The sequence below is a fragment of the Bacillus sp. GB_SG_008 genome (assembly GCF_052038115.1).
Classification (GTDB): Bacteria; Bacillota; Bacilli; order Bacillales; family Bacillaceae_G; genus Bacillus_A; species Bacillus_A rhizoplanae.
This window is the reverse complement of the sequence record NZ_JBPZSK010000008.1, coordinates 140535-159308: the sequence shown is the minus strand read 5'-3', so window position 1 is coordinate 159308 and position 18774 is coordinate 140535. Positions and strand designations below refer to the sequence as shown.

Genomic DNA, 18774 nt, shown 5'->3' with positions numbered 1-18774 from the left:
ATTCATGTAAAAGTAAATTTCTCTTAGTAGGATTTTCATGTTTTAATCTGTGTTTAAGTGAAAGTATAAAAAATTAGGTAAGGAGGGAAAGGAATGGCAGAAGAAAATCAATATAATTATACGGTTTCACAGGAAAATTGGTCCCTCCATCGTAAAGGGCATGATGATCAACAACGTCATCAAGAAAAAGTGCAAGAGGCAATAAAAAATAATTTACCAGACCTTGTTACAGAAGAAAGTATTGTCATGTCCAATGGTAGGGATGTTGTAAAAATACCAATTCGTTCACTAGATGAATATAAAATTCGTTATAACTATGATAAAAATAAACATGTCGGTCAAGGAACAGGGGATAGTAAAGTCGGTGATGTTGTAGCGAGAGATGGATCGAGCGGCCAAAAGCAAAAAGGACCAGGAAAAGGGCAAGGAGCAGGAGACTCTGCAGGAGAAGATTATTACGAGGCGGAAGTATCGATTTTAGAGCTTGAGCAAGCATTTTTTAAAGAACTAGAGCTTCCTAATTTACAGCGTAAAGAACTGGATGAAAATCGTATTGAACACATTGAATTTAACGACATTCGTAAAACAGGACTTTGGGGAAACATTGATAAAAAACGGACAATGATATCTGCTTATAAACGAAATGCAATGAATGGCAATCCAGCTTTTCATCCAATTAAGCGAGAAGATTTAAAATTCCGTACGTGGAACGAAGTCTTGAAGCCAGAATCAAAAGCTGTTGTGTTAGCAATGATGGATACGAGCGGTTCGATGGGGCTTTGGGAAAAATATATGGCTCGTAGCTTTTTCTTCTGGATGGCCCGTTTTTTACGTACGAAATATGAAACAGTAGATATTGAATTTATCGCACACCATACAGAAGCAAAAGTTGTTACAGAAGAAGAATTTTTCTCAAAAGGTGAAAGCGGGGGAACAATTTGTTCATCGGCATACAGAAAAGCATTAGAACTGATTGAAACAAAATATTCTCCGGAACGCTATAACATATACCCGTTCCACTTCTCAGATGGAGATAATTTAACATCTGATAATGCCCGCTGTGTAAAACTTGTGCAAGAATTAATGAAAGTATCTAATATGTTTGGGTATGGAGAAGTGAATCAGTATAATCGTCATAGTACACTCATGTCAGCCTATAAAAATGTGAAAGATGAGAAGTTTCGCTATTATATTTTAAAACAAAAAGCTGACGTATTTCATGCGATGAAGAGCTTTTTCCGAGAAGAATCAAAAGAAAAGATGGCTTAAACCCCTAAGTGAAGGGGTTTTTGTTTTTAAGTGAAACCAAAAAGATTGAGTAGGAAAAACTACTCAATCTTTTTTATACGATCAAATAATAAACCATCTGTCGTACCATTTTCTCCTATTACAAAATCTTTCATATAATATGAAAGATAATCACCATACTTCGAATCTGTATTTAAAAGAAGTTCATCTACAAAATAACAACCAAGTGGTAAATTATCGAGTAAGAGGCTAGCAAGTGCCCCGTAAACGCCGCATGCCACTTGAAAATAAGTTGCGTTTGTTCCGTATTGTGTGTACACATGCTGGGTGGCAGTAGTGTTATACATATATACCTCTTTGTCTTTATACACAAGTAAGATACCGATTAAATCTTCACCGATGAGTTGTCCATTTTCTGGATTTAATACGTGATGATCCCAGCTCCATAGTTCATCAATATTATGTTGATTGTCATGAATTAATTGTGTCATATAATCATTGATACGATATAAAAAACCTACCTCCATGTCATATAATTTTCCGAGATTAATTACTTCTTCATGTCCCATTAAACAACCGAAAAACTGTTTATCTCCTAACGTTACTTTAAATTCTTGTTCATAAGCGGTGTTACATAAGAGAATGGGAGTTTGATGTTTCATGAAAAGAGGATAGTTTAAAATGCCTTCTTCTAAAAAACCTGCTGGAGACCATGTCGAGTATACTGTTTTTTCTTTAATAAGAGTTGGATCATGATAGAAGGTTGTATCGTGTTCGACGATGAAACAAGCGAGGGGGATTTCCGTAGGATTTTGCTTCATTAATTTAATTGCCATCCATTGGACGACACCGGGATTCATACCGGAACAAATAATGCCTGTCATTTTTGTGAAGGTAGGTTTATGTTCTTCAAAGAAATTTTGTCTTTCTAGTAAACTGAATCGCTTTATATGTTCATTCGCATCAATTACTGGTGATTGCAATGCTGTATTAATATAATGTACTCCAAATTCATTACAGCATGTCAACATTTCTACTGCATCTGCTAAGGAAGCATCAACAACCAGGGTTGTCCCCGTTTTTTGTAGATGGTTTCGAAATAATGCGTTATCGCTTAGATCGAACATATGAAATGTAAAACTCTCGTATAATGCAGGATACATTTCTTTAAAATAGGATTGCGGTTTTTGCTTTATATCAATTAAATGAATCGAACAGTTTTGCAATTGAGAGTATAAAGGATTATGACTATCTTTTACGGCATGATTTAATAAAGATAAAAATGCACGAGCAGCGCCGCCGCTGCTTCCAAGTATAGTAAGAATGAGTTGTTCTTTTTTCATGTTTTCCCTCCTATATGATTAAGATATTCTCTACACATAAGAAAGGCTTATTTGTTTGTCCATAAATGCATAAAAATCCGCTGTCTATTTATAATACAAATTTTTGCTCCATGTTTATCATTTCTAGCGATTCATCCCCCAACTCAAGCACGAAGCAGTAGGTGGGGGTAGTTCAATATTTCTGTTTTCTGGATAAAGCCCCATCGCCATCAAGCTAAATTTTAATTCCTCAAAATACGAAGATTGTATCTTTTTAAAGTTAACCATGGGTTATCAACCACACAGCCCTATTAAGTTAAGGTCAATTTTTCTCCAAAAAGAGTAGCGTTCTTTTCATTATTTAGATACCAAATTACCTTAGCTTGATAGGCATGGGGTACGGCCAACATTCGTTAAAATGTGCGTGCTACCCTTTGCTGATAATTAGAGATTATACAAATCTAGAAAATAAATTTATTAGTTTGAGTGTTTTTTATTAATAAAAACTATGTTATATACCGAAAACAATACAACTACATATTAAAATTAGAAATACAATTAATAAACTTTTAGGGAAATTTTCCATAGGACAAGACTCCTTATTTATAGGATACTTAAGAGATTTTATCATAAATTGAATTAGAGAATAATAATAATAAAAGACATTGTTTCCACAATGTTTTAAAGTTTAAAGTTTAAAGTAATATTTAATTCAATTTCAAATAAAATGTCCAACTTGTCAGAATTATGTGTTTTTTTTGTTCGTTTTTTTTTTTGAACTTTTTATTTACAGAGTTTTGAATGTATATTTTTGTTGTGCAAACACAATGTACAAGTTCAAAGGAGTGAAGTTTTGTTTTTCCTGCGATAAAGTCTATTGAATCAAAAATAGCCATGGGTGATACTAAACTTGCTACAGAAGCAGTATTTTGTTTGGATAATTCGAGTTGATTCGCTGTATTTTTTATAAAATATATATAATTTTTAAAATGTAACATTATAATTTATGATGTATTCATAATGAATACATCAATAAAATATAGATAGTATAGGGATAAAATTGAGTCATAAAGAAAACACCAATATATATAAAACTTTACTTTTTATGTAAAAAAATGTATCCTATAAATATATAATATAGCGATTTATTTTCAGGAGGAGGCTGTCACTATAGCTTTCTCCTGTTCTTTTTTGGAGTCTGTAGTATAAGGCTCTTTTTTCAAAGGTTTAAATGATTGAATATTAAGATATTTAAAGGGGAGGAGGAATACATATTAGGAAAAGAGCTGTGATATCAATATTTCAAAACTCAGCAAAAAGAGAAGAGGGTTAAATTAGATTCACTAATTAAAGTTTCACTTATGTTGAAAGGGGTGAAGCAGTATGTTATTTAATTTTCCAATTGAAACAATTTATTTATATGGACTGATTATAACTGCAGCTATTGCCATTCTTTATTTGCTTTTTGGAGATATTTTAGAATCTCTTTTTAGTATATCAAGCGGGGCTACTTCGCCTTTTACACTGTTATTTAGTTTTCTAGCTATGCTATGTGGATTTGGCTACATATTAGAATATATATTTCCTTGGAGTAGTATTTCTATTTTTGTTATTTCTTTTTTTCTTGCACTTGCTGGTGTTATTACAATGAAAATGCTTATTTTAGCACCAATTTCTAGGGCAGAGCAAAATACAATGCACCGTATGGAAGAGTTTATTGGGTGTAAGGGAGAAGTGATTATAACAATTCCGAAAGAAGGACTAGGTGAAGTTTTGCTAGTTTCTAAATTTGGCAGTAATGCAATGCCAGCTAAAACGATAGGGAAGAAAGATATTTTACAAGGATCTTATGTCATTGTTGAAGCTGTGCAAGACGGTATTCTACTTGTGCAAAATTTAGCGGTTTCTTTAAAGAAACCAAAATGATAAGGAGGATTTATTATGGTTCCATTAATTATTGGCGGTGTTTTATTAGCAATATTAGCTATCCTTATTTTAGTCTTTATTACAAAATATCGTACTGTCGGTCCAGATGAAGCCTTGATTGTAACGGGGAGCGGACTAGGCAGTGGGAAAAATGTTGTTACAACAGATGATGGTAAGAAGATTAAGATTATTCGCGGGGGAGGTACATTTGTTGTGCCAATTATGCAGCAAGCAGAACCTCTTAGCTTATTAAACTATAAGTTAGAAGTGGGAACACGTGATACATATACAAAACAAGGTGTTCCTGTAACAGTGAATGGTGTTTCTATTATTAAAGTGGGCTCTACAATTGAAGAAGTATCAACAGCAGCAGAGCAATATTTAGGAAAAGAAACAGAAGAATTGAAAATAGAAGCAAAGGAAGTGTTAGAAGGGCATTTACGCGCCATTTTATCTTCTATGACAGTTGAAGATGCTTATAGTAATAGAGAACAATTTGCACAAAAAGTACATGAAGTGGCTTCCACTGATTTGAAGAAGATGGGACTTCGCATTGTATCATTTACTATTAAGGAAATTAGTGATAAAAATGGATATTTAGATGCACTTGGACAGCCGCAAATTGCAACAGTAAAACGTGATGCAACAATTGCAAATGCAGAGAGAGAAAAAGAAGCACGGATTGAAAAGGCACGTGCTGAAAAAGAGGCAAAAGAGGCCGAGTACCAACGAGATGCACAAATTGCTGAAGCAGAGAAACATAAAGAATTAAAGGTGCAAGCATATAAAAGAGAGCAAGAACAAGCACGTGCTGATGCAGACCTTTCATATGAGCTACAACAGGCGAAAGCACAACAAGGTGTAACAGAAGAGCAAATGCGTGTAAAAATTATTGAGCGTGAAAAACAAATCGAATTAGAAGAAAAAGAAATTGCTCGTCGTGAAAAGCAATACGACGCAGAAGTGAAGAAAAAAGCAGACGCTGATCGTTATGCAGTTGAGCAGGCTGCTGAAGCAGAAAAAGTGAAACAAATAAAAAGAGCAGATGCTGAGCAGTATAAAATTGAAGCGGAAGCAAGAGCGCGCGCAGAAGAAGTGCGTGTTGAAGGTTTAGCAAAAGCAGAAGTACAAAAAGCCCAAGGTACAGCAGAAGCGGACGTTATTAAACTAAAAGGTCTTGCAGAAGCAGAAGCAAAACAAAAAATTGCTGAAGCATTTGAACTATACGGTCAAGCAGCGATTATGGATATGGTACTGAAAATGTTACCAAGTTATGCGAAAGAAATTGCAAGCCCGCTTAGTAATATCGACAAAATTACAGTTGTGGATACAGGCGGCGGTGGAAAAAACAGCGGTGCTGGTAAAGTAGCAGGCTATGCAACAGATTTAATGGCAACGATGCAAGAAACATTAAAAGCTTCTTCAGGGATTGATTTGAAAGAATTGCTGGAAAGTTTTGCTGGGAAAGGTGCAGTGCAGCAGACAACGAAGGAAAAGATGGTTGTGCAAGTAGTTGAAGAAAACAAAGATAATAATTAGTTAAAAATAAGAAAACTCTAGAAAAAATTCTAGAGTTTTCTTATTTTTAGTATATCTATAAAAAAGACTAGATATGATTGAATCAAGTGACATAGGGATTACATTGCTATAAGGTTGGTTATAGATTCATAGCTTGTATAGGAAATAGATCTCCTAGTACAATATATATAAGAGGAATGTGTTTCATATAATGTAAAATTAAATTTCTGTATATTCTTAAAATTCAAGTGTGATATCAGTTAGGGGATCTTGTTTTGAAACTGAAAAAACTAAAATTGCAGCCAAGAGTTGCATTATTTATAGGTATTCTTGTTTTGTTCGTTATCGTTCAAATGAGTATTTTATTTTATTATATATTATCTGATAGCATGGAAGATCAAATTGGGAAGAGAGCTTTACAGGTAGCTAAGACAGTGGCTTCTATACCAGAAATTCATAAGGCATTTCACACAAATCATCCATCTGAAGTGATTCAGCCGATTGCAGAACAAATTCGAGCTGAAACGGGCGCAGAATTTATTGTAGTCGGTAATAAGGAAGGGATTCGGTACGCGCATCCTGTGCCGGATAGAATTGGTGAAAAAATGGTTGGTGGAGATAACGAAGGTGTGCTAAAAGAGGGAAGGTCTTACGTATCAAAGGCGACTGGAACTTTAGGGCTTTCTGTACGTGGAAAAGTTCCAATTCGTGATGAAACGAATAAGGTTATAGGAGTTGTGTCCGTGGGATTTCTTGCGGAGGATATACATGAAGTAATAGAAAAACATAGTGTTCCAATCCTGTGGGTAGCTGTATGTGGACTTGTAGTAGGTATTGTTGGTTCTGTCTATTTGGCACGGGGTATTAAAAAATTAATGTTTGGATTAGAGCCGGAAGAGATTTCTTCTTTGTATGAGGAGCATAGTGCTGTAATTCAATCTGTACGTGAAGGGATTATAGTTATTGATAAACGAGGGTGTATTAGTTTAGTAAATCAGGCAGCCTGCGATATCCTTTCTCTAAGGCAAGAGGAGTCTGTTATTGGGAAGCCTATTTTGCAGATTGTGCCCAATTCTTCCATATTAGAAGTACTTCGGACTGGAGAGGAACAATTGGATCGACAAATGGATTTAAATGGGAAAGTAGTGATTGTAAATCGATTGCCTGTCAAAGTAGAAAATGAAGTAATCGGAGTCGTTTCTAGTTTCCGGCTAAAATCAGAGATTGATCAGTTAACCGAAGAACTCTCACAAGTAAAAACATATACAGAAGCACTTCGTGCGCAGACACATGAATATAAGAATTTTTTATATACATTATCAGGATTAATTCAACTAGAATCTTATGAGGAAGCGATAGAGCTTATTCATAAAGAAACAGCTCTTCAGCAGGATTTTGTGCAATTTATTATGACAAAATTACAAAATCCGTGGTTAGGAGGAATTGTAGTTGGTTTTTATAATCGTGCTAGAGAATTAAAAATTGATTTAATAATAGACCGAGAGAGTTGTTTGAAAGAATTGCCAGCTCATATAGATAGTAACCATGTTGTATCAATTCTCGGCAATTTAATTACGAATGCTTTCGAATCAGTAGAGAGAAAAGAAGAGAATAAGAAAATAGTAAACTTATTTATAACAGATATTGGAGATGAAATTATCATTGAGGTTGAAGATTCTGGATCCGGAATTGATGATAAGATTGTTGCACATATCTTTCATAAAGGTTTTTCTACGAAAGAAGGAGAAAAGCGTGGGTATGGATTGGCTAAAGTGAAAGAATTAGTAGATGAATTGCATGGTAACATTACGATTGAAAAAGGGGACTTAGGGGGAGCTTTATTTATTGTGGCGTTACCAAAGGAAAGAGGGGAATAGCATGTCTCAAACTATTGAGGTGTTAATTGTAGAGGACGATGTTCGCATTGCTGAAATTCATCGCCGTTTTACTGATAAAGTAGAAGGGTTTACTGTAGTGGGTACAGCAATAACAGGGGAGCAAGCAAAGGAATGGATCGAACTTGTAAAGCCGCAGCTTGTATTACTTGATGTTTATTTACCTGATATGAAAGGATCAGATTTAGTAACGTTCATTCGTCATAATGTGCCAGATACAGATGTTATTATGATTACTGCAGCATCTGAAGTTGAGGTTGTTCAGCGTGCACTCCGTGGTGGTGTATTTGATTATATTGTAAAACCGCTTATGTTTGAAAGATTCAAGGAAAGTTTAGAAAACTATCGAAATAAAGTGGAGAAATTAAAGCAATCTCAAAAATTATCACCAGAACAGATTGAAAGTTTATGGAACAGGAGAACGCAGGGGGTGGGTATTCATACAGAACATTCACCTAAGGGGATTGATCCTCTGACTCTAAAAAAAATTTTACAGTGTGTGCTAACAATGGAGTATAACGGAATAACTGCGGAAATGCTTGGTAAAGAATCAGGAGTCAGCCGTTCGACAGCAAGGCGATATCTAGAGTATTTAATTTCGCAGAAGAAAATTTATGCTGAATTGATTTATGGAAATGTGGGACGACCAGAAAGAAGATATTTTCCTATTTCTTCATAAATAAAGTAGAAGAGCAGCCTTCATACAAAGGGGATGCTCTTTTTTGTGGGAGGAGTAGCTCAGAGTAGATGAAAAAAGAAACTCCTTATGGGAAAGGAGTTTCTTGTATAGAATATAAGCGATTCTTGTTTCTATCGTATTAGACTAAAATATGATTATACGTGTTACAAATTATTGTGATGCAGGCTTTTTTATCCCGCATTAACGGACAGTAAGCCCCCCTCCGCTTCAAGATTCGCAGGAGATAAGTGGCGGGAGTTTTCATAAAGAAATTACCCCTGTAAGAATAGCAATGAATAACATAAAGAGTGTCGTTCCAACGGCCCATTTTAATGTGAATCGTTGATGATCTCCAAAATCAACTTTCGCCATTCCTACTAATAAATATGTAGATGCAACGAGTGGACTAAGCATATGAACAGGTTGTCCTAATAAGGAAGCTCTTCCCATTTCAGCAGCACTAACTCCGTAGCTTGCTGCAGCTTTCGTAAGAATAGGTAGCACACCGAAATAGTAAGCATCATTAGACATAAAGAACGTGAATGGCATACTTGTAATTGCTGTAATGATTGGCAGATGCGGGCCAAGAGAATCTGGAATAAGAGCAACTAAACTATGTGCCATCGCATCGACCATTTTCGTTCCTGATAAAATACCCGTGAAAATACCAGCTGCGAATACTAAGGAAACAACTGCTAATACATTTCCAGCATGAGAAGCAATCCGTTCTTTTTGTTGTTCAAGGTTCGGATAGTTAATCATGACAGCGATTGCAAAGGCAATCATAAATAAAACAGGAAGAGGTAAAACTTCCATAATTAAGCATGTCATAAGAGTCACAGTTAATAAGAAATTAATCCATAGTAATTTTGGACGTTTATAATTATATGCTTCTACAGTTGCTGCTTGTTCTGTGAGGGCAGCTTTCTCTGCTGTAGAAAATTGAATATCGACGATTCCTAATCGTTTCCGCTCCTTCTTTCCAAGCATGTAAGCGACAAAAATCACCCATAGTACCCCGCCAATTAATGCTGGAATAAGCGGGGTAAATAATTGAGAAGCATCAAGGCCAAGTGCACTCATTGCTCTCGCGGTAGGACCACCCCATGGAATAATATTTGTTACACCAGCGCCTAACATGACAACCCCAGCTAAAATAAGGGGATTCATACCAAGGCGTTTATAGAGCGGATACATAGCAGATACAGTAATCATATATGTTGTTGTTCCATCACCATCTAAAGAAACAAGTAATGTTAAAATAGCTGTTCCAACAACAATTTTTAATGGATCACCTTTTACAACTTTTAATATTCTCGAAATAGCGGGATCGAATAAACCGCTATCAATCATAATGCCAAAGTATAAAATAGCAAACATTAACATAATACCAGTAGGTGCTAAATTTTTAACCCCTGCTAGCATCATCGGACCTACATTAGCATAAAAACCGCTTATTAAAGCAAATAAAGTAGGTATAAGCATTAAGGCCACTAGTGCGGACATTCGCCTTGTCATAATTAAAAACATGAACACAAATACCATTGCAAATCCCAATATCGCTAACATGAAAACCCCTCCTTAATAAATTGATTACGCTTTCAATAAATGATTTAATTTTCAGATAATGGCGTTATTACGGTCATGATACGTGATAAAGGATACCTGGTAAATAATTAGAGAAATAAATCTATTAAAAGCATAATTTTTATATAGTTCATTTTGTTCACAGGTTTATCAGAAAATGGGCAAGAAACTCCCATCTTCAAAACGCGCAGGGCATAGCTCAGTTTAAGGTGGGGATGAAGCAACCCCGCTGATGGAAGTTTTACTTTACTATATTGGTATAGCTAACTAAAAAATGTAATACAATTCAAATCTTTTAAAATATAAAAGATCTGGAATAACAGTGATAGAATGGGTGAGGAAAATGAGATTTTGAATAGGAAAGTAAGGAGTAGAGCTTGTATGAAAGCAGTTATTGAAAGTGTCTATAGTCCATGTAATGGAGTAGTAGAAGAAGTGTTAATCAATGAAACGTCTCATATATATGAATGGGAAAAGTTACTTATTATTAGAAATAATAAAGGTGTATTAGAAGAAGCAGCGGTTGGGATTAGTGGAAATATAGTATCTGTAGATGTAGTAGTTGGACAGGAAGTAGATACGAATACGGTATTGTGTAAAGTAGAAGATGATTTTTTAATAACGGGATGCGAATAAATTTCATTTTATTAAAATATAAAAAAACAAAAACGAGTATGTGTGTAAGTAATACATGTACTCGTTTTTTGTAATGAAAAATGATATACCGAAGGGTTCTATTCATTGCTATCTATTAATATTTTTAATATGAATGAAAGATTATCCCGCTATTCCCACCTGAAGATTGAGAGAAACGAAGAAGATAGGTGGGGAATAACTGTTGGCATGCTCCCGATTGGTGAGAGCTTTCCATCAGTGGGGATGAAGAAGACCCCCACTGATGGAAGCTTCACTTTATTTTTTATTTATTTTTGTTATCATAATTGATAATATAATCATAAGATATAGAAAAGGAAGTAGGTTTTTATATATGAAAGAAAAAAAGATGGATATATTATTTCATCCAATTCGCTTTCAACTTATTCAAGAGTTTATTGGAGGAGAACGGTTAACAGCAAAGCAGCTTGCTAAAAAATTACCTCATATCCCACAAGCGACGTTATATCGCCATTTAGAAAAATTAACAACAGCACATATTTTACAAGTTGCTCAGGAAACACAAATACGAGGAACGGTTGAAAAATTATATGTGTTAAATATCAGTATGGCCAGCATTTCACAAAAGGATTTGCAAGATGTAACGAAAGAAGAACATATGCAATATTTCATGATGTTTGTTACACAGCTTACAGCAAATTTTAAGGATTACTTGCAGCAAGATCAGATTGATTTTGAGAAAGATGGAGTGGGGTATCGTCAAGCAAGTTTTTATATGAGTGATGAGGAGTTTCAAGAATTTGCACAGGAAATGAGTGGATTGTTTTTAAAAGCAATGGAGCGCAAGCCATCTCCAGAGCGAAAGCGAAGAACAATTTCAACAATTGTAATTCCTGAAAAAAATGGGAAGGGAGAATAAAAAAGATGGGAAAAGAATTGTTCGTGACAATTGAAAGTGCAGTTTCACTTCAAGGGACGTTAACAATTCCAGTATACGAAGCACAAACATACCCAGCTATTTTACTTATTGGCGGAACTGGAAAAGGAGATCGGGATGGAAATGTTCGCGGTTTAAAACTACATTTATATAAAGGTTTAGCAGATTATTTCACTTCATTAGGATTTGCAACACTACGTTACGATAAGCGCGGTACGCACAAAAGTGAAGGCGATTATTACAAAACAGGTGTTGCAGACTTAATTGATGATGGGGTTGCTTGCGTACGTTTTTTAAAGGAGCATCCGCAAATTGATCCAAAGCGAATCGTAATTGTAGGTCATAGTGAAGGAGCTTTACTCGCGCCAGCTATTTATGTAAGAGAATCAGTTGCTAACTTAATTTTACTTAGCGGCGGAGCTGAGCCTTCGAAAACATTACTTCCAAGACAAATGGAAACGGTAGTGAAAGAATTGGAAGTAACACCTGGATTTCGAGGATGGTTATATCGCTTTTTAAAACTTCCACAACGTATTAAGAAACAGAATGAAGCGGTGATGGGAAAAATACAACAATCATCAAAGCCTGTTATGCGAATAAAAGGGGCAAAGGTAAATGCAAAGTGGATACGTGAACAATTTCAATATAATGTCGTAGAGTATTTAGAGAAAGTAACATGTCCCGTTTTGGCGATTACTGGAGATCGAGATATACAAGTGCCGCCAGAACAGGCAAAGGATATTGCTGAATATGTAGCTGGTGAGGCAGAGTGGCATGTCATCCCGAACATGAATCATATTTTACGAGAAGTCGAGAAAAATCATACAATGCTAGGCCTAATGAAGGAATATAAGGGGCTTGTGGATAAGAATATTCAAGAAGAGTTATTGTATGTTATGAAGGATTGGTTAGCAAAATACAATCTTCCATAGGAGATGGGACTGTGCGAAGAAAAAACGTTTCATTTCTCGTGTTACTTGGACTATTGGTGGTAATGACAGCTTGTGGAAAACAGAATCAAACAGAGTTTATGATAGTGAAAAAGGAAGACGTAGATACAAAGAAAGAGAACTGGATGGATAAGCAGTTATTACTTTCAGCACAGCTCGGAGATACAGAAACAGTTGTAAAATTGATAAAAAGCGGAGCAAATTTGAATGTAAGAGGTACACAAGGGGAAACACCGGTTATGGCAGCAACGTATTATAACCATATTGATACTGTGAAAACATTATTAGCAGCCGGAGCAGATGTAAATATTCAAGATAATCACAAAGATAATCCGTTTTTATATGCTGCGGCAGAGGGGACTTTAGAAATTTTAAAGTTAACAATTGAAGCAGGTGCGGATCCAAAGATAATGAATCAATTTGGCGATACAGCATTAATTCCAGCAGCAGAGCGCGGCCATGTTGAAGTTGTAAAGGAACTTCTCGCTTATACAGATATCGATGTCAATCATATTAACAATCTTGGCTGGACTGCATTAATGGAAGCTGTTCTTTTAGGAAGTGGAGGTAAAGAATATCAGCAAATTGTACAGATGTTAATAGAACACAATGCTGATGTAAACATTCCCGATAAAGAAGGGGTTACTCCGCTTCAGCATGCTAAAGAAAGAGGATTTACAAAAATCCAGTCTATACTAGAAAAAGCGGGGGCTTATTGATGGAAACACCTTACACGTTTCATTGTGTGAGGTGTTTTTTTATTATTAAAAGCATTATTTTTTGGTTTGTATCCAAATACCACTTACCATTCTTTTGTATCCATTCTTTTTGTGTGTAGTTATTTTGGTTTTATGATTTATAAGATAGTTGTGCAGCTTGTAAAATTTTTTTATCCCACATTAATGGGCAGTAAGACCCATTACCTCAAGGTTTAGAGTGAATCGAGGAAGATATAGGTGGGGGATGAAAAAACCCCCACTAATGGAAGTTGCACTTTATTACAATCATAGCAAAAAATGCAGAAGAACTGTTCTGATTTTGGTTGTTTTATCTTAAAAAACATAGTGTTAGCAAGGACTTTTAACTGTAGCTATCTCTTGTACAAAATACGTGCAAGAAATAGAAAAGTTAATTATACTAGTGCTACATTTCATTTTTTATTAAAAGAGGGATTCAGATGAATATGAGTAAGAAAATTTTCACACTAATGTTAGCTTTCACTTTGTTTGCCGTACCAACATTTGCACAAGCAAAAACCTATAGTGGTAGTAAATCGTCAGTTTCATCTCATTCTAGTAGCGGAGGATTCAGCACGAAAGGATCGACTTCTGGCAGCTCTCGTTCTTCAGATGGGACATATCATTCTGGCTATAAATCTTCGTCATCAAATGTGCAATCGAAGAAACCAGCTTCTGTAGATCGTACACCACAGTCACAGCCAGCTCCTAAGAAATCTAGCTTTTGGGGTCATGCAGCATCATTTGGGGCAGGAGCTTTACTAGGTAGTATGCTACATCCATTTGGAAATCATGGAGTTGGTGGAGTAGGCGGAAGCTTCTTTTCTAGTGGTTTATTAATAGATATCCTCATTATTTTAGGAATTATTTGGATTATACGTCGTATTTTCGCAAGACGTTAAGAAGGAGGGACGACGATGAAGATTTACTTTATTGAACAAGATATAGTTGATGCGGTTTGTGTACACTCGGCCGCTATACATGCGTATCGTCCGGAGCAAATTGATGTTGATTTGCAGTTTCATCCGAATAGAGGGTTTGGCGCCAGTGCTCGTTTACCGTATCGAACTGTAGAGCTTGGTGAGCAGGAGTTAATTGATGCAATTGCATTTTATCTAAGGGAATATCACAACTTTATTCCAGAAAGTTTGCGTATTGACTTACAATTTCATGAGCAAACAGGGTTTGCAGCGGATGTCGAAGTAGCGTAGATAAGAAACCCTTCCTAAAGTTAAGTTACTTTAGGAAGGGGGATGAAAAATGCTTTTTTACGGAATAAAATAATATAAATGTGAAATCAACCTGATTATAGTATATGAAGTATGTTTTAAAGACTAGTGTCTAAATAGACGCTAGTCTTTTGTTTTAATAATATTTTTAGTTTGAAAATTGAGATATTAACAGAGCCTCTCTATAATATGAATTAACTTTTACAACTAGAAGGAAGGGAATAGATATGAGAAGGATGCTTGTGATAAGTGATATTCATGGTGAATTAGGGAAGTTTGAAAAGTTATTAGAAAAAGTAGAGTACAATCCAAAAAATGATCAATTAATTTTGTTAGGAGATTATGTAGACCGTGGTCCTAATGCTAAAGAGGTAATTGAAAAAGTAATGCAATTAAAAGAAGTTGGCGCGTTCGTCTTAAAAGGTAATCATGAAGATATGATGATAAAAGCCTTAACGACAGAGGAAGAAAAATTCTGGAATCATTGGGTAAAGAGAAACGGAGGAGATCAAACGTTACATAGCTATGGCTTTTCTGAAAGTGATATTGCTGTAAGTGAAGAGGAATTCATAAGACCGCAGTTACAGTCTGAGGTGCTAGAACAACATATAGAATTTATAAAAGAGCTAGACCACTATATTGAAACAGATGATTATATTTTTGCTCACGCGGGTGTACAACCAATGACACCTGTTTCTGAAACGGATGCGTATACATTAATGTGGATTAGAGATGAGTTTCATAATGGATATACTGGCGAGAAAGTGGTTGTATTTGGGCATACAGAAACAAAAGTCCTTCACGGGGATAACGAGAATTTTGGCGTGTATTTTGGTGAAAATCGTATCATTGGTATTGATGGAGGGGCTGTATACGGCGGCCAGCTGAACTGTTTAGAATTGCCAAGTCAAAAAGTATATTCTATAAAATAAGAAAGATTCCCTATACAAACGAGCTAATGTAGGGGAAAAGAGGAGATAAGGGATCAAAACAATGATGAACCCTTATCTCTTTTTATTTTTGTTAAGGGAATTTTAAGGAATAGATTCGATAATAAGTCTTACTTAATGAATAATGAAGCATAGGAAAGGAGAAAGGACTTTGAAAAAGTGGATTAGTATTTTAGGAGTTCTTATCATTGTACTCGGTGCAGGGGCTTGGTATGTATTTAGGGATAAATCGCAACCAGTGACGAATCAAGCAGTAAGTGTGGCAGTTCAAAAAGGGAAACTAGATGTGAAAGTAACAGGTTCTGGTTCTACCCAATCTATGACAAATGAAGATATTACAGCAGGCTCAAATAAAGTAGTTGAGTCAGTATTAGTTTCAGCAAACGATGTAGTGAAACAAGGTCAGGAGTTAATTACATTTACAGATGGAAGTGATTCAATTGTAGCACCAGCTGATGGAACGATTACATCTATATCAGTGCAAGCTGGAGATCGTGTAACGAGTGGGAAGGCTGTTGCTCATATTACAAACTACAGTGATTTAGAAACAGTTATTCAAGTTGATGAATTAGACATTCCAAAAGTGCAGGTTGGACAAAGTGTAACATTAAAAGTGAATTCATTCCCAGATACAACCTATACAGGAAAGGTAACAGATGTAGCGAAGGAAGGAACAGTTTCTAATGGTGTATCTTCCTTTAATGTAACGATTCATATTGATGATCCAAAAGATGTGAAAATTGGAATGACAACAGAAGCTAGTATTTTGACTGATAGTAAAGACAATGTTCTATATGTTCCGGTAGAAGCAGTTCATACAAAAGGAGAGCAAAAATTTGTTTTTGTTCAATCTTCAGCATCTTCTTCTAATGGAAAGGCAAATATGCAGCGAAAAGTTGTTAAAACGGGTATTCATAATGAAGATTCCGTAGAAATTACGGAAGGATTGCAAGAAGGAGAAAATATTCAATTGCCTATGGCTGCACAAGGAAATGGAACGAATAATTACAATAATAAACAAGGAGGCTTTATGATGACACCAGGCGGAGGCATGGGAGGAGGCTTTGGTGGCAGAGGGATGAATAGAAATAAAGCTGAAGGGAGAGGGTGAGAATGAAACCGATTATTGAGATTCAGAATATGACCAAATCATATGAGATGGGCGGAGAGATTGTACGTGCACTCGATGGTGTTTCTCTTACAATCTATGAAGGTGATTTTCTCTCTATTATTGGTCCTTCTGGATCAGGAAAATCTACGTTTATGAATATGGTTGGTTGTTTAGATCGTCCAGATGATGGACAGTATCTATTGGATGGAGAAGTAGTAGATAAACTGAATGATAATCAACTAGCCACGATTCGAAACGAAAAAATTGGTTTTATCTTTCAAAACTTTAATTTGCTAACGAAATTAACAGCAATTGAGAACGTTGAACTTCCGCTTTTATATCGGGGAATAAGTACAAAAGAAAGAACGAATACCGCGTATAGTTGTTTAGAAAAAGTTGGTTTGCAACAGAGAGCTCATCATTTACCTAGCCAATTGTCAGGTGGACAGCAGCAGCGCGTTGCAATTGCACGCGCTTTAGTTGGAAGCCCACCAATCTTATTAGCCGATGAGCCGACAGGAGCATTAGATAGCAAAACAAGTGAAGAAATTATTGGGGTAATGAAAGAGCTGCATGTGCAGGGACATACAATTATTTTAATTACGCACGATTTAGAAGTAGCAAAACAAGCAAACCGAATTGTTCGTATACAAGATGGACAATTGTTTGAAAGTAGAGGTGAGTACATTGGGGCTAATACAATCCATCAAAATGGCAATGCGCAGTATCAAAGGTAATAAACTACGAGCATTTTTAACGATGCTAGGCATTATTATTGGTGTTTCGTCTGTTATTGTACTCGTCTCAATTGGTCAAGGCTCAAGTCAAGCTGTAACAAATCAAATTAATAGTTTAGGTACGAATTTGTTAACGATAAATATGATGGGATCTGACGCGATAAAACTTACTGAACAAGATATTGCAAAGTTTCAAAAGATTGATGGGATAAAGGAAATGTCTCCCGTTGTTTCGGGACGAGTTACTGTAAAGAATGGGACGGTTTCAACACAAGTATCACTTACTGGCACAAATAGTTCTTATGAGCAAGTTCGCGATATGAAAATAAACGAAGGTCGTTTCTTATCAGATATGGATGTAGAATATAGACAAAAAGTCATTGTACTTGGTGCGAATACAGCACAAAATTTATTTGGATTTGAAAATCCAGTTGGAAAAGATGTACAAGTAAATGGTAGCTCTTTTAAAATAGTAGGTGTACTTGCCTCAAAAGGTGGTTCTATGGGGCAAAGCGGTGATGATGTTATTATTATGCCGTTGAGTACAGCACAGCGAATTGTAAAGAACACAAGTATACAGACAGTGTATGTACAAGTGAGCAGTGAGGAAAAACTAAATACTGTCATGGCACAAATTCAAAATAAATTAGCTGTAATGTTCCCGAATAAGCAAGATAACTACAGCGTATTTAATCAAAAAGATTTAGTAGATACGATGAGTTCGGTAACAGGTACAATGACGATGATGCTTGGAGGAATTGCTTGTATTTCCTTATTAGTCGGCGGAATCGGAATTATGAATATTATGCTTGTATCTGTTTCAGAACGAACGAAAGAAATTGGCATTCGTAAAGCAATTGGGGCGAAAAGAAGAGATATTTTACTACAATTTCTGATTGAAGCAGTAGTACTAAGTTCACTTGGAGGATTAATCGGAATGGGAATAGGGCTATTGGTTGCAAAGGTTATTTCCATGGCAGCAGGCATGACAATTGCTTATTCTCTCCCTGTTACATTGCTTGCATTTTTGTTCTCCTTATTAGTAGGAGTTGGATTTGGGGTATTTCCAGCCAATAAAGCATCGAAGTTGCACCCTATTCAAGCACTTCGCTATGAATAGAACATGTTATTGGCAGTAGTTTTGCCTAGAAATTGAAGCGATCGCATATTGCGGCCGCTTTCTTTTGCTAGTATAAAGTGAAACTTCGATCAGTGGAGGTCTTACCCATTAATGTGGGATAAAATGAAATTTCCATCAGCGATTTTTTCATTCCTACTGATGGAAAGCATCATCAATCAGAATTTTACGGACAGTTATCGTCCACCTATCTTC

17 protein-coding genes are annotated in these 18774 nt (G+C 35.7%); 15 read left to right on the top strand and 2 right to left on the bottom strand.

Going from position 1 to position 18774, the window contains the following annotated elements:
• Positions 1-93: 93 nt before the first annotated feature.
• Positions 94-1269, top strand: coding sequence for a sporulation protein YhbH (gene yhbH, locus ACTDJC_RS19145; protein WP_440604375.1), 1176 nt, complete (start codon positions 94-96; stop codon positions 1267-1269).
• Between the two features lie 59 nt (positions 1270-1328).
• Here yhbH and ACTDJC_RS19140 read toward each other — a convergent pair whose 3' ends face one another.
• Positions 1329-2591 carry an S-adenosylmethionine decarboxylase related protein gene (locus ACTDJC_RS19140; protein ID WP_440604374.1) on the bottom strand — a complete coding sequence of 421 codons (1263 nt, stop codon included), beginning with the start codon at positions 2589-2591 and terminating at the stop codon, positions 1329-1331.
• Between the two features lie 1362 nt (positions 2592-3953).
• Here ACTDJC_RS19140 and ACTDJC_RS19135 point away from each other — a divergent pair.
• The 4 genes from ACTDJC_RS19135 to ACTDJC_RS19120 all read left to right on the top strand — a co-directional run bounded on the left by ACTDJC_RS19135 (position 3954) and on the right by ACTDJC_RS19120 (position 8588).
• Entirely contained in the window at positions 3954-4496 is a 543-nt protein-coding gene (locus ACTDJC_RS19135; protein ID WP_440604373.1) for a phosphate ABC transporter permease, read from the top strand.
• 12 nt (positions 4497-4508) lie between these two features.
• Complete coding sequence (locus ACTDJC_RS19130) at positions 4509-6035, top strand: flotillin family protein (protein ID WP_098308965.1); 1527 nt, start codon at positions 4509-4511, stop codon at positions 6033-6035.
• Positions 6036-6289: 254 nt separating this feature from the next.
• The gene (locus ACTDJC_RS19125) at positions 6290-7891 is read left to right on the top strand and encodes an ATP-binding protein (RefSeq protein ID WP_440604372.1); all 1602 of its coding nucleotides are present in this window, start codon (positions 6290-6292) and stop codon (positions 7889-7891) included.
• Position 7892: 1 nt separating this feature from the next.
• Positions 7893-8588 carry a response regulator gene (locus ACTDJC_RS19120; RefSeq protein WP_440604371.1) on the top strand — a complete coding sequence of 232 codons (696 nt, stop codon included), beginning with the start codon at positions 7893-7895 and terminating at the stop codon, positions 8586-8588.
• A 261-nt stretch (positions 8589-8849) separates the two neighbouring features.
• On the opposite strand, the gene ACTDJC_RS19115 is transcribed toward ACTDJC_RS19120, so the two are convergent.
• On the bottom strand, positions 8850-10157 hold the full coding sequence (locus ACTDJC_RS19115) for a CitMHS family transporter (protein ID WP_440604370.1): 1308 nt from the start codon (positions 10155-10157) through the stop codon (positions 8850-8852).
• A 399-nt stretch (positions 10158-10556) separates the two neighbouring features.
• Here ACTDJC_RS19115 and ACTDJC_RS19110 point away from each other — a divergent pair, with 399 nt between their 5' ends.
• The 10 genes from ACTDJC_RS19110 to ACTDJC_RS19065 all read left to right on the top strand — a co-directional run bounded on the left by ACTDJC_RS19110 (position 10557) and on the right by ACTDJC_RS19065 (position 18561).
• Positions 10557-10811, top strand: coding sequence for a hypothetical protein (locus ACTDJC_RS19110; protein WP_098308968.1), 255 nt, complete (start codon positions 10557-10559; stop codon positions 10809-10811).
• 352 nt (positions 10812-11163) lie between these two features.
• The gene (locus ACTDJC_RS19105; protein ID WP_098309099.1) at positions 11164-11709 is read left to right on the top strand and encodes a helix-turn-helix domain-containing protein; all 546 of its coding nucleotides are present in this window, start codon (positions 11164-11166) and stop codon (positions 11707-11709) included.
• Positions 11710-11714: 5 nt separating this feature from the next.
• The gene (locus ACTDJC_RS19100) at positions 11715-12659 is read left to right on the top strand and encodes an alpha/beta hydrolase family protein (RefSeq protein ID WP_098308969.1); all 945 of its coding nucleotides are present in this window, start codon (positions 11715-11717) and stop codon (positions 12657-12659) included.
• A gap of 11 nt (positions 12660-12670) precedes the next feature.
• The gene (locus ACTDJC_RS19095) at positions 12671-13396 is read left to right on the top strand and encodes an ankyrin repeat domain-containing protein (protein ID WP_253628547.1); all 726 of its coding nucleotides are present in this window, start codon (positions 12671-12673) and stop codon (positions 13394-13396) included.
• 458 nt (positions 13397-13854) lie between these two features.
• Positions 13855-14316, top strand: a complete 462-nt coding sequence (locus ACTDJC_RS19090; RefSeq protein ID WP_098308971.1) for a hypothetical protein — start codon at positions 13855-13857, stop codon at positions 14314-14316.
• Between the two features lie 15 nt (positions 14317-14331).
• Positions 14332-14625, top strand: coding sequence for a DUF2653 family protein (locus tag ACTDJC_RS19085; protein ID WP_098308972.1), 294 nt, complete (start codon positions 14332-14334; stop codon positions 14623-14625).
• A 245-nt stretch (positions 14626-14870) separates the two neighbouring features.
• The gene (locus tag ACTDJC_RS19080) at positions 14871-15575 is read left to right on the top strand and encodes a metallophosphoesterase family protein (protein WP_253628549.1); all 705 of its coding nucleotides are present in this window, start codon (positions 14871-14873) and stop codon (positions 15573-15575) included.
• Positions 15576-15744: 169 nt separating this feature from the next.
• Positions 15745-16704 (top strand): efflux RND transporter periplasmic adaptor subunit, encoded by a 960-nt coding sequence (locus tag ACTDJC_RS19075; protein WP_440604369.1) that lies wholly within the window; start codon positions 15745-15747, stop codon positions 16702-16704.
• A gap of 2 nt (positions 16705-16706) precedes the next feature.
• On the top strand, positions 16707-17441 hold the full coding sequence (locus ACTDJC_RS19070) for an ABC transporter ATP-binding protein (RefSeq protein ID WP_440604368.1): 735 nt from the start codon (positions 16707-16709) through the stop codon (positions 17439-17441).
• On the top strand, positions 17392-18561 hold the full coding sequence (locus tag ACTDJC_RS19065) for an ABC transporter permease (RefSeq protein WP_440604367.1): 1170 nt from the start codon (positions 17392-17394) through the stop codon (positions 18559-18561). Before ACTDJC_RS19070 ends, ACTDJC_RS19065 begins: the two co-directional genes overlap by 50 nt.
• The last annotated feature ends 213 nt before the right edge of the window (positions 18562-18774 follow it).